This is a genomic window from Variovorax sp. W2I14, assembly GCF_050435205.1.
GTDB classification, from domain to species: domain Bacteria; phylum Pseudomonadota; class Gammaproteobacteria; order Burkholderiales; family Burkholderiaceae_C; genus Variovorax; species Variovorax paradoxus_C.
In genome coordinates this window covers 6,165,617-6,178,157 of the sequence record NZ_JBNDJX010000001.1, presented here as the reverse complement: position 1 = coordinate 6,178,157, position 12,541 = coordinate 6,165,617, and the positions used below count along the sequence as shown (strand labels likewise).

General features: G+C 67.7%; 9 protein-coding genes. 3 read left to right on the top strand and 6 right to left on the bottom strand.

Annotation, left to right across the window (positions count from 1 at the left end):
- Positions 1-36 precede the first annotated feature (36 nt).
- A complete protein-coding gene (gene nadE, locus QF040_RS28845) occupies positions 37-882 on the top strand; it encodes an ammonia-dependent NAD(+) synthetase (protein ID WP_429613800.1) in 846 nt (281 codons plus the stop codon).
- A 24-nt stretch (positions 883-906) separates the two neighbouring features.
- On the opposite strand, the gene QF040_RS28840 is transcribed toward nadE, so the two are convergent.
- The 5 genes from QF040_RS28840 to QF040_RS28820 all read right to left on the bottom strand — a co-directional run bounded on the left by QF040_RS28840 (position 907) and on the right by QF040_RS28820 (position 7,674).
- Complete coding sequence (locus tag QF040_RS28840) at positions 907-2,268, bottom strand: sigma-54-dependent transcriptional regulator (protein WP_429613799.1); 1,362 nt, start codon at positions 2,266-2,268, stop codon at positions 907-909.
- Positions 2,265-4,100, bottom strand: a complete 1,836-nt coding sequence (locus QF040_RS28835; RefSeq protein WP_429613798.1) for a sensor histidine kinase — start codon at positions 4,098-4,100, stop codon at positions 2,265-2,267. Before QF040_RS28835 ends, QF040_RS28840 begins: the two co-directional genes overlap by 4 nt.
- A gap of 202 nt (positions 4,101-4,302) precedes the next feature.
- Entirely contained in the window at positions 4,303-5,052 is a 750-nt protein-coding gene (gene phbB / locus QF040_RS28830) for an acetoacetyl-CoA reductase (RefSeq protein ID WP_429613797.1), read from the bottom strand.
- Between the two features lie 37 nt (positions 5,053-5,089).
- Entirely contained in the window at positions 5,090-6,274 is a 1,185-nt protein-coding gene (locus QF040_RS28825) for an acetyl-CoA C-acetyltransferase (protein WP_307646642.1), read from the bottom strand.
- 56 nt (positions 6,275-6,330) lie between these two features.
- Complete coding sequence (locus tag QF040_RS28820) at positions 6,331-7,674, bottom strand: dicarboxylate/amino acid:cation symporter (protein ID WP_307510876.1); 1,344 nt, start codon at positions 7,672-7,674, stop codon at positions 6,331-6,333.
- A 502-nt stretch (positions 7,675-8,176) separates the two neighbouring features.
- Between QF040_RS28820 and QF040_RS28815 the strand changes: the two genes are divergently transcribed.
- Both QF040_RS28815 and QF040_RS28810 read left to right on the top strand, forming a co-directional pair.
- Positions 8,177-8,941: an alpha/beta fold hydrolase gene (locus QF040_RS28815; RefSeq protein ID WP_429613796.1), complete on the top strand. Its 765-nt coding sequence runs from the start codon at positions 8,177-8,179 to the stop codon at positions 8,939-8,941.
- A 426-nt stretch (positions 8,942-9,367) separates the two neighbouring features.
- The gene (locus QF040_RS28810; RefSeq protein ID WP_429614707.1) at positions 9,368-10,450 is read left to right on the top strand and encodes an HD domain-containing phosphohydrolase; all 1,083 of its coding nucleotides are present in this window, start codon (positions 9,368-9,370) and stop codon (positions 10,448-10,450) included.
- Positions 10,451-10,730: 280 nt separating this feature from the next.
- Here QF040_RS28810 and QF040_RS28805 read toward each other — a convergent pair whose 3' ends face one another.
- Positions 10,731-12,536 (bottom strand): cytochrome c biogenesis protein DipZ, encoded by a 1,806-nt coding sequence (locus tag QF040_RS28805; RefSeq protein WP_429614706.1) that lies wholly within the window; start codon positions 12,534-12,536, stop codon positions 10,731-10,733.
- Between the last annotated feature and the right edge of the window lie 5 nt (positions 12,537-12,541).

The window sequence follows — 12,541 nt, the reverse complement described above, 5'->3', positions numbered from 1 at the left end:
CATCTTCATCACCCTTCACACACGCAGGCAGAAACCATGAGCGCCGATCTTTCCCCCGTCGACGACACGCAGCGCGAGATCATCGCGGCGCTGCATGTGGCTCCCGTGTTCGATGCCGCCGCCGAACTCGCGCGGCGCGTCGACTTTCTCGCCGGCTACCTGAAGCAGACCGGCCTGAAAACGCTGGTGCTCGGCATCAGCGGCGGCGTCGATTCGCTGACCGCCGGCTGCCTCGCGCAGCGCGCGGTCGAGAGGCTTCGCACCGAAGGCTACGACGCCACCTTCATCGCGATGCGCCTGCCCTACGGCGTGCAGAAGGACGAAGCGGAAGCCCAGCGATCGCTCACCGTGATGAAGCCCGACCGCACGATCACCGTCGACATCCGCCCCGCGGCCGACGGCATGCTCGCCGCGCTGAAGGCCGGCGAGCTGAAGTTTCGCGATGCGGCGCACGAAGACTTCGTGCTGGGCAACATCAAGGCGCGCCAGCGCATGATTGCGCAGTTCGCGGTGGCCGGCGCGCACGACGGCATCGTCATCGGCACCGACCATGCGGCCGAGGCGCTGATGGGTTTCTTCACCAAGTTCGGCGACGGCGCAGCCGACATCACACCGCTCACCGGCCTCAACAAGCGCCGCGTGCGTGCCGTGGCGGCGCTGCTCGGCGCACCCGACGAGCTGGTCCACAAGGTGCCCACCGCCGACCTTGAATCGCTGGTGCCGGGCAAACCCGACGAAGACGCTTTCGGCGTGACCTACGAAGAGATCGACGACTTCCTCGAAGGCAAGCCGGTGTCGGCCGCAGCACGCGCGATCATCCTGTCGACGCACCGCAAGAGCGCGCACAAGCGTGCGCTGCCGGTGGAGCCGCCGTCGGCATGATCGCCGCGCCGCCCTGAACGGCGGCTACTTGAACTCGTCCGCCGCAATTCCCAGCTTGCGCAGCTTGTCGTGCAGGGTCTGGCGCGCAATCGCCAGCGCGGTCGCCGTGGCCGGCTGGTCGCCCTGGTGCTTGCGCAGCGCCTCGACGATCACCGCGCGCTCGAAGGCCTCGACCTGCTGCGGCAACGCGCGCGGCAAGGCGGGCAGGCCTTCACCCGTGCCGCGCGCCTGCGTGAGGCGCTCGCCAAGCAGGCCCAGCACGAAGCGGTCGGCCACGTTGCGCAGCTCGCGCACATTGCCCGGCCACGCGTAGGCCGTCAGGTCGGCCAGCTGGGCGCTGGTGAGCAGCGGCGCCGCGCGCTCGTAGCGGCTCGCGGCCAACAGCGTGAAGTGCTCGAACAACAGCGGAATGTCTTCTCGGCGCTCCCGCAGCGGCGGCAACTCGATGAAGGCCACGCCCAGCCGGTAGTACAGGTCGGCCCTGAACTTCTGGCGGTCGCTCATTTCCTTCAGGTCGTCCTTGCTAGCGGCAACCACCCGGCAGTCGAAGGGAATCGCCTTGTTGGAGCCGATGCGCTCGATGCTGCGCTCCTGCAGCGCACGCAACAACTTGATCTGCACCGGCATCGGCATGCTCTCGATCTCGTCCAGAAAAAGCGTGCCGCCGTTGGCGTATTCGAACTTGCCCACGCGCACGCGGTTGGCGCTGGTGAAGGCGCCGGCCTCGTGGCCGAAGAGCTCGCTCTCGGCCAGCGCCTCGGGCAGGCCGCCGCAGTTGAGCGGCACGAAATGTTGGCGCCGGCGCTCGCTGTGGTCGTGCAGGCAACGGGCGACGAGCTCCTTGCCGGTGCCGGTCTCGCCATAGATGAGCACATCGGCCGAGGTTTCGGCCAGCGTCATCACGGTGCGGCGCACCAGCTGCATCTGCGCCGAGCGGCCAATCAGCACCGACTGGATGCCGTTCCAGTTCTCCAGCGCATCGCGCAGCGCGCGCACCTGCAGCGAGAGCTGGCGACGTTCGATGGCGTGGCGCACGATCGCCACCAGCCGCTCGGAGCTGAAGGGTTTCTCGATGAAGTCGTAGGCGCCTTCGCGCATCGCCTGCACCGCCATCGCGATGTGGCCGTGCCCGGTGACCAGGATCACCGGCAGCTCGGCATCGGCGGCATGCAGTTCGGTCAGCCACTCGGTGCCGCTCAGGCCCGGCAGGCGCACGTCGCAGACCACGATGGCCGGCACGCCGAAGCTGATGTGGCCGCGTGCACGCTCGGCGCTGCTGAAGGCTTCGACCTCGAAACCGGCCAGGGTCAGCACCTGGACCGTGCTGAGGCGGACGTCTTCGTCGTCCTCGACCAGCATCACCCGGATGGCAGGGGCTTTGCTCACTTGTTGATCACTCCTGTGGGGGTGGGAATAAGGATGTTCTGCACGGCGGCAGGCAGGTCGACGACGAACGAGGCGCCGCCTTCGGGCTGGTTGGCCGCGCGCAGCGTGCCGTCCATGGCGCGCACCAATTGTGCCGAGATCACGAGGCCCAGCCCGAGGCCCGTGCCCGCGGGCTTGCTGGTGACGAAGGGCTCGAAGAGGCGCGGCAGGATGTCCGGCGGAATGCCCGGCCCGGTGTCGCTCACGCGCAGGATCACGCGGCCCTCCCGCGGCCGCGCCTCGATGCGCAGCGTGCGCGACGGCGAATCCTGCATGGCGTCGATGGCGTTGCGCATCAGGTTGACGAGCACGCTGCCGAGCGCGGCTTCCTCGGCCATCACGCTCAGGCTCGCGGGCTGCACGTCGGCCTCGATGGCGATGGCGTTCTTCTTCGTCGCCTCGGCCACGATGACCTGCGCATCGGCGATGGCACGCGCCATCGGCACCGCGGCCAGCGGCAGCTCGCTCTTGTGCGCGAAGGTCTTGAGCTGCGAGGTCAGCCGCGCGAGGCGGTCGACCATGCTGCGGATGCGCTGCAGGTTGCCGCGCACGTCGTCCAGACGGTTCTTGTCGAGCAGGATGCCGGCGCTCTCCGAGAGCGTGCGCATCGCGGTGAGCGGCTGGTTCAATTCGTGCACCACGCCCGTCGACATCTGGCCCAATGCCGCCATCTTGCCGGCGTGCAGCAGCTCGCCCTGTGCGGCGCGCAACTGCGCGGTGCGCGCCACCACGGTCGATTCGAGGGTGTCGTGCGCGGCCTGCAGCGCGGCCTGGGTGGCGAGCTTCTGCCGCACGGCGCGGCGGCGCTGCCACAGCGCGATGGCGACCAGCAGCAGCACCGCCATCGCCAGGCTGGCGGTAATGGCCGCGTTGCGCGCGCCCACCCGCACCGGCGCCAGGTCGTCGAGCACCACCAGCTGCCACGGAGCGCCGCGCAGCTTGCGCGTGGAGGCGAGCTGGTCCACGCCGTCGAGCGTGATGACCTGAACGTCGCGCGCCAGCGCTTCCTTCTGCGCCCATTGCAGCGGCCGCAGCGCGGCTTCGCCGTACGGCCGCGAGCGCTGCACCTCGGCGCGCTGCAGGCCGTCCAGTGGCAGCATCGGGCGGAACTTGATGTCTTCGCGGGTGGAGAGGATCACCACGCCGCGCTGGTCGATCAGCACCACGTCGCCCGGGAGCTTGCGCCAGGCGCGCTCGGCCTCCTCCAGGTTGACCTTGACGGCCACCACGCCGCGCGTGGGCTGGTCGCGCCTCAGCGCGTAGGAGAGGTAATAGCCGGGCTTGCGGCTGGTGATGCCTACGCCGTAGAAGCGGCCCCGGCCGTGCCCGAGCGCATCGATCACATAGGGGCGGAACGAAAAGTCCTGGCCGACGGTGGTGCCGGGCCGGTCCCAGTCGGAGGCCGCGAGCGAGGTGCCGCCGGCGTCCAGCACATAGAGCATCTCGGCGCCCGCCGCGGCATTGACGCCCCTCAGGTAGCGATTGACAGCATCACGCAGCGCGCCGTCCGAAGGCGTGCCGAGCAGCGCCGGGACGATGGGCGTCATCTCCAGCAGCGCGGGCAAATACTCGAAGCGGGCCAGGTCGGCGTCAAGACCCGTGGCGAGCATGTCCAGCCGGTGATCGGCCGCGTCGCGCAGGCGCGCGAGCCCGGTCTGCATCGCGACATGGTGGCCGGCGAAGGCGGCCGCGGCCACCAGCGCCAATGCGCCGAGCCAACGGAGCAGGCCGCGCCAGCGTCTGGGCGTGTGAGAAGGCAAATCGAAGCGCCGTGCCGGCTCCCGTGAAGTCATGAACCCGTTATTGCACAAGGCCGCGAAGGCCGCATCGGTGGCAGCCCGGTGGCGCATATCCTGCAACGTTTCCTGCAACGTTCCCTGCAACATTTCGTCCAGGCTCGGCATGCGCTCAGGCCTATCGCGCGGCCGGGGCGCAGGTGAACTTGTGGATCAGTGCGGCTCGATCGATGCCGTTCTCGAAATCATGGCCGTGCGCTCATTGCATGTGCTGGCCGCCGTTGATGGCGATGTTCGCGCCCGTCACGAAGGCGGCTTCTTCCGAAGCCAGGTAAATGATCAGGCCCGCCACTTCCTCGGGCTTGCCGAGACGGCCGACGGGAATGTGCGGCAGGATCTTGCTGTCGAGCACTTCCTTCGGAATGGCCGTGACCATCTTGGTGCCGATGTAGCCGGGCGAGATGGTGTTCACCGTCACGCCCTTCTTCGCCACTTCGAGCGCCAGCGCCTTGGTAAAACCGTGCACGCCGGCCTTGGCGGCCGAGTAGTTGGTCTGGCCGAACGCGCCCTTGGAGCCATTCACCGACGACACGTTGATGATGCGGCCCCAGCCCCGCTCCACCATGCCGTCGGCCACCTGCTTGCTCATGTTGAACAGGCTGTCGAGGTTGGTGCGCAGCACGGCGTTCCAGTTGATCTGGTCCATCTTCTTGAAGGTCATGTCGCGCGTGATGCCGGCGTTGTTGACCAGCACGTCGACCGGACCCAGCGCCTCCTGCACCTGGCCCACGGCTTTGGCGCAAGAGTCGTAGTCGGCCACGTCGCAGGGCACGGCCAGGATCTGGTAGCCGCGCGACGCCATCTGCGCCACCCATTCGGCATGCGACTTGTTGCCGGGCGAATAGGTCACCGCGAGCTTGTAGCCCGCATCGACCATCTTGGTGGAGATCGTCTCGCCCAGGCCGCCCATGCCGCCGGTGACCAGGACCACTTGTTGTTTGTTGCTCATTGGCTTGCTCCTTCTTCGTGTGAGGAAAAAAATCGGCTCAGGCGCGTTCGACGGCCAGAGCGACCCCCATGCCGCCGCCGATGCACAGCGACGCCAGGCCCTTGTTGGCGCCGCGGCGGCGCATTTCGTGCAGCAGCGTCACCAGCACGCGGCAGCCCGAGGCGCCGATCGGATGGCCGATGGCGATCGCGCCGCCGTTCACGTTGATGCGGCTGGTGTCCCACTCCATCTGCTGGTTCACCGCGCAGGCCTGCGCAGCGAAGGCTTCGTTGATTTCCATGAGGTCGAGGTCCTGCGCCTTCCAGCCCGCTTTCTTGAGCGCGAGCTGCGAGGCCGGCACCGGGCCCATGCCCATGAGCGACGGATCGAGGCCCGCGCTCGCATAGGCGCGGATCACGGCGAGCGGCTTGAGGCCGAGTGCGGCGGCGCGCGAGGCCGACATCACCAGCACCGCGGCGGCGCCGTCGTTCAGGCCCGAGGCATTGCCCGCGGTCACCGAGCCTGCCTTGTCGAACGCGGGGCGCAGACCGGCGAGCGCGTCGGCGTTGGTCTTGCGGTTCACGAACTCGTCGGCCGAGAAGACGATCGGGTCGCCCTTCTTCTGCGCGATGCTGAACGGAAGGATCTCGTCATTGAAGCGGCCCGCATCCTGCGCGGCCGCGGCCTTCTGCTGCGAGGCGAGCGCGAGTGCGTCCTGCATCTCGCGCGTGATGCCGTACTTCTTCGCCACGTTCTCGGCCGTGGTGCCCATGTGGTACTGGTTGTAGACGTCCCAAAGGCCGTCCACGATCATGGTGTCGACCAGCTTCCAGTCGCCCATGCGCTGGCCGTTGCGCGAGTTGGGCAGCACATGCGGCGCGGCGCTCATGTTCTCCTGGCCGCCGGCCACCACGATCTCCGCGTCGCCGCACTTCACCGCCTGCGCCGCGAGCATCACGGCCTTCAGGCCCGAGCCGCAGACCTTGTTGATGGTGAGGCCCGGCACGCCGATGGGCAGCCCCGCCTTGATGACCGTCTGCCGCGCCGGGTTCTGCCCCGCGCCGGCCGCGAGCACCTGGCCCATGATGACTTCCGACACGGCATCGCCCGGCACGCCGGCCTTCTCGAGCAGCCCCTTCACCACATGCGCGCCCAGGTCGGGGGCGGCTGTGCCGGCGAGCGCGCCGCCGAACTTGCCGACCGCCGTGCGTTGCGCGGCCACGATCACGATTTCGTCTGACATGAGAGTCTCCTTTGGGGGTTGATGCGAGAGAGGAAGTGAAGCGACTTCGTTGCGGTTCAGCGCGCCGGGCCGGCTGGCATGTGCACCTCGGTCGCGTCGAGCACCTGCTCCGGCTCCTCGGCCTCGGCGGTGCTCTCCTGGTTCAGGATGCGGTTCATGCGCACCGTGTCCAGGTCGTCGGTCCACTTGGCGACCACCACGGTCGCGACGCCATTGCCGATCAGGTTGGTCAGCGCGCGGGCTTCCGACATGAAGCGGTCGATGCCCAGGATGAGCGCGAGGCCCGCGACCGGCACATGCCCCACGGCCGAGAGCGTCGCCGCCAGCACGATGAAGCCGCTGCCGGTGACGCCCGCGGCGCCCTTGGAGGTGAGCAGCAGCACGGCCAGCAACGTGAGCTGCTGCGTGAGCGTCATGTCGGTGTTGGTCGCCTGCGCGATGAACACCGCCGCCATCGTCAGGTAGATCGAGGTGCCATCGAGGTTGAACGAATAGCCCGTGGGCACCACCAGGCCGACCACCGACTTCTTGGCGCCCAGGTTCTCCAGCTTGGCCATCATGCGCGGCAGCACCGATTCGCTCGACGAGGTGCCCAGCACGATCAGCAGCTCTTCCTTGATGTACTTGATGAACTTCCAGATGCTGAAGCCGTGGAACCGCGCGATTCCCCCCAGCACCACGAAGATGAACAGGAGGCAGGTCAGGTAGAAGGTGGCCATCAACTGGCCGAGCTGCAGCAGCGAGCTCACGCCGTACTTGCCGATGGTGAAGGCCATGGCACCGAAAGCGCCGATGGGCGCGACTTTCATGATGTAGCCCACGATCACGAAGAGCACATGCGAGCCCTTTTCGATCACGTCGAACACCAGCGTGCCGCGGCCGCCGAACTTGTGCAGCGCAAAGCCGAACATCACCGCGATCAGCAGCACCTGCAGGATCTCTCCCTTGGCGAAGGCATCGACCACCGTGTTGGGAATCACGTTGAGCAGGAAGTCGGTGGTGCTCTGCATCTTGCCGGGGCCGGTGTAGGCCGCGACGCTCTTGGCATCGAGCTGGCTCACGTCGACATTCATGCCGGCGCCGGGCCGCACGATGTTGATGATCACCAGGCCCACCACCAGCGCGATGGAGCTCACGACCTCGAAATAGAGCAACGCGAGGCCCCCGGTCTTGCCGACCTTCTTCATGTCCTCCATGCCGGCGATGCCCACCACCACCGTGCAGAAGATGATCGGCGCGATGATCATCTTGATGAGCTTGATGAAGCCGTCGCCCAGCGGTTTCATCGAGGCGCCGGTGTCGGGCCAGAAGTGGCCCAGCAGCACCCCGAGCACGATGGCGGTGATGACCTGGAAGTAGAGGGATTTGTAAAAGGGCTTGGGTGCGGCCTGAGAGTCCACGGGTATCTCCTAGAAAATTTCTGGCGCCGGCGGCACGCGGCCGGGCACCTGCAGAACGATCGACGGGGGATGCAAACGCTGGAATGCCGCAGTGCGGCCCGGCAGCACGAACGCATCGGTCCGCCTGCCGGCCGCCGCAGGCTCAAGGTCGCCTGGGGCTGTGGGTTTGTCTCCTGTGTCATGGCCGGCACCTCATCGGGTCGCGCGGCCGCTCCCGTGAACCCAGCAATCGATATGCCATGCGCGAGCCGCCGTCCGAAGCGCGCTAAGCCGTTGATTTCATGAGGATCGGCGCCGCCCTTGACCCCTCGGCCTGCCGAGAATCCGGATACGCGGCCGGATGTCCGTCCGAACCGCCGGACCCGAAACCAAGGGCAAACCCTGAGTGACAAGGACCCAACCGGCGCCAGTAGGACATTCGTCCAATGGCGCCGAAAACCCCGCGCGACGACAGTACGGGCTCCCCTTCACCACTGCTTCCAACCTTCTCTTCAGGACCCTCATGAAAACCGCTCAACGCTTCAAGCTCGCCGCCGCTGCCCTCGCCATCGGCCTCTCCTTCGCCACCGGCGCCATTGCTGCCGACAAGCCCAGCGTGGTCATCGTCCACGGTGCGTTCGCCGACGGCTCCGACTGGGCCAAGGTGATTCCGCTGCTGCAGGCCAAGGGCGTGAACGTGGTGGCGGTGCAGAACCCGCTCACTTCGCTCGACGACGACGTGGCCGCCGCCAAGCGCGCCATCGATGCGCAGCCAGGCAAGGTCGTGCTGGTCGGCCACTCGTGGGGCGGCTCGGTCATCACCGAAGCGGGCGCGAACGACAAGGTGTCGTCGCTGGTCTACATCGCGGCCTTCGCACCCGACGCGGGCCAGACCTCGGCTGAGCTCGGCAAGGACTACCCGGCTGCGCCCGGCTTCGCGCACATCAAGGCCGATGCGAGCGGCTTCCTGTCGCTCACGAAGGAAGGCATGTCCAAGCACTTCGCACAGGACCTTCCCGCCGCCGCCACCTCGGTGATGACCGCGACGCAAGGGCCGATCCAGGGCAAGTCGTTCGAGCAGAAGCTGACGGTGGCCGCCTGGAAGACCAAGCCCTCGTGGTTCCTGGTCGCGAGTTCGGACCACATGATCCAGCCGGCGCTGCAGCGCGACATGGCCAAGAAGATCGGCGCGACCGTCACCACGGTGAACAGCAGCCACGTGCCGCAGCAATCGCAGCCGGCCAAGGTGGCGCAAGTGATTCTGGACGCCGTGAACCAATCCAAGTAAGGTGCCCGGCGCGCTGGCCCAGGCCGGCGCGCCCTCTTCCTTTTATTCTTCGATGTCTCCCGTGCAGCCTGCGCCCCATATCCCGGTCTTCGACGCCATCAAGGCCCTTGCATTCGTCGGCGACCTGAGCATGGGGCAACCCATCGACCATTCCGCGCGCACCGCGTGGATCGCCTCGCAACTCGCAGCCGCCCTCGGCCGCGATGCCACGGTGCAAGGCCATGCGGCCTGCGCCTCGCTCCTGCGATGGTCGGGCTGCACCGCGAATGCGCCCGAGTTCTCCGACCTGATGGGCGACGACGTCGGCGGGCGCCGCGCGATGCTCTCGAACGCATCGGCGAGCGCCGCGGCCGAGCTCGCGGCCTCCGTCGGTCCGATGGCGGAAATTCATTGCGAGGTGTCCGGCGACATCGCACCACGTTGGGCATGCCGCCGGAGGTCGAGCGCACGCTGCGCCACATGTTCGAGACCTTCAACGGGCAGGGCAAGCCGCACGGGTTGCGCGCCTCGCAGATACCCGAAGAGGTGTTCATCGTGTCGGTCGCGGGCGACCTTGAAATCTTCTCGCGTGTGCACGGCCTCAGCAACGCCTTGCGCTACATCGCCGACCGCGCCGATGCGCGCTATCCGGCCTTCGTGGTCGATGCGGTGCAGCAGCACGCGGTCGACTGGCTGCATGCACTGGAGCAAGGCGCGGCGGCCGACATGCAGTCGCCCTCCGATGCGTTGCGCGAGGCGACCGCATCGCTCGAACTGATCGCCGACGTGATCGACCTCAAGCTCCCGTGGATGACCGGTTTCTCGCGCCGCGTGGCCGATGCCGCATTCGCATGCGCTGCCGGCGTGGGACTGGGCGATGTCGAGCAGGGGCAGGTGCGGCGCGCGGCGCTCATCCACGGCATCGGCCGCGCGTCGGTGCCGAATTCGGTGTGGGATTCGCCAACTGTGCGCAGCGAAGCCGACAAGGAGCGCCTGCGGCTCGTGCCCTACTGGACAGACCGCGCGGCGCGCCGCATCGGCACGCTGCGAACCGAAGCGGAGATCGCCTCGTTCGTGGACGAGCGCCTCGACGGCTCGGGTTTTTTCCGCGGCATCAAGGGACCGGCCATCGATGTGGCGGGCCGTGTGTTGGCCGTCGCTGCGCATTGGGTGTTGTTGCGCACCAGCCGTCCGGGGCAGGCTGCGCTCGACGAAGCCGATGCGATTGCGGCGCTGAAACGCGAGGCGGAACTTGGGCGGCTCGATGCGGCGGCTGTTGCTGTACTGACGGGACATCCGCAGAGCGGCGCCATGCATGCGCCATCGAACGAAGCAGCCGCGCTTCTCTCCAGCCGCGAAGTCGAAGTGCTCGGGCGCATCAGCCTGGGCGACAGCAACAAGGAGGCGGCGCGTGTGTTGGGCATCAGCCCGAGCACCGTGCGTGCGCATCTGGAGAACATCTTTCGCAAGCTCGAATGCACGACGCGGGCTGCGGCTACGTTGAAGGCGTTGGCGCTCGGGTTGCTCTGAACGCAAGCTGCTGGTCAGGGTGGGTGCACAGGCCACCGGGTACTCCCCTCCGCGAATGTCCCCCGGGCTTCGCCCTCCTCCTTGATTTCGCTGCGGGGAGCACCCGATGCCCTGCGCACTTGCGCGCGCCGCTGGTGTATCGCTGATCAACGACGGCTCTGAAAACGAGCGTGCCGATGGGGTGCCTTGCGCAGCGAAATCAAGGAGGAGGCCGCAGGCCGGGGGACATTCGCGGAGCAAGGTACCCCGTCGGCGCGATCGCCGCCCTGAATGGCTTCCTTCAGCCGAAGGTGAACGCGTAGGCCTGCGCCCCGCCGTCCAGGAATTCGATCTCGAACAGCCGGTCGCTCGCACCGTTCTTCTGTCGCACGAGTTGGTAGAGCTTCTGCGCCTCGATGGTTCCGTAGCCTTGCGCGTCGGTGTCCGCGCCGTGGTCCGCGAGCGGCGCCTTGCCATCCACCAGCACGCGGAAGCGCACCGGCTTGCCATCGGTCATGGGACCGAGCACAAGGTGCAGATCACGCGCCTGGAAGCGGTAGGCGATGCGGCCGTTCGGCTGGTTCGCCACGGCGCGCTCGGACTCCACGGTCCATTCGCCGGCGAGCGCCCACTGGTTCGGGCGCAGCATCACGGGGCTTTGGTAGAGATGCGCGCGACCGTTCACCAGACCGCCGGGCGATGCGAAACCTTGCGCGCGTTCGGTGCCCACATAGGTCTCGCCCGACATCGCGAGTTCGTCGCCCGGCGCGGCCTGCGTGCCCTCGCCCTTCGGTGCGACCACGCCAGCCGGCAGGTTGCGTTGCCCCGCTTCGGCGAGCAACTGCTGGAGGATCTGCTCGGCCTTGTCGTAACGGTTCTCGCCGAACTGGTGATGGCGGATGCGCCCTTCTGCATCGATGAAATAGAACGCGGGCCAGGCCTGGTTGTCGAAGCCGCGCCAGATCTTGAAGTCGTTGTCCAGCGCCACCGGGAACTCGATGCCGAGGTCCTTCGTCGCCTTGCGCACGTTGGCTGAGCGCTTCTCGAATGCGAACTCCGGGGAGTGCACGCCGAGGACGACGAGCCCCGCGTCCTTGTACTTCTCGGCCCAGGCGCGCACGTAGGGCAGTGTGCGCAGGCAGTTGATGCACGAGTAGGTCCAGAAGTCGACCAGCACGACCTTGCCGCGCAGGGCTTCGGGGGTGAGTGGCGGCGAGTTGATCCATTCGGTCGCACCGGCGAGCGAAGGGAACGGGCCCTCGATGCCGAGCTTGCGCACGGGCGCCGGTTCGGGGAGCACGGCGGCTGTCTTCACGAGGCCGGTGTCTTGTTGCTGCGGGGCAGATTCGACCAAGGGCGTGGATTGCGGTTGCGGCTTCGGCATGTCGATCTTCTCCACGAGTGCTTTTTCGAGTGCAGAGGTGGTGCCCACCGAGAGCTGGCTGAGCACGCCGGTGTCGAGCCCCAGCGCGATCGCGCCGACGCCCACCAGCACGGCGACGCCGGCCACGCGGCGCACCCACTCGCCGGTGTGCAGCGACCGCTTCATGACTGCGAACAAGCGTCCGCCGAACAGCAGCGCCGCCGCCAGCGAGGTGCACGCGCCGGCCGCGTACGCGAACAGCAGCACGGTAGTGCCGACGCTCGCGCCGTTGAGCGCGGCGCCCGTGAGAATCAGCCCGAGGATCGGACCCGCGCACGGCGCCCAGAGCAGGCCCGTGCCGACACCCAGCAACAGCGGCGAGAACACCGAAGCCTTGGCGTTTGGTCCGTCGGGTTGCGCTTCCGCCAGGCGAATGCCCAGCGCGACCAGCGGCCGGCTCATGCGGTCGGCCAGGCTCGGGAACAGCAGCGTCACGCCGAAGAGCGCGAGCATCGCGATCGCCGCGTAACGCCCGTACTCATTGACCGTGACCACCCAGCCGCCACCCACTGCCGCCAGCGTGGCGATGGCGGCGAAGGCCACCGCCATGCCCAGCAGCATCGGCAGGCCGTGCGAGCGGAACGGGCGGTCGGCGCGTGCGAACACGAAGGGCAGCACCGGCAGGATGCAGGGGCTCAGGATGGTGAGCACCCCGCCCAGGTAGGCAATGAGAAGGAGCAGCAGCATGG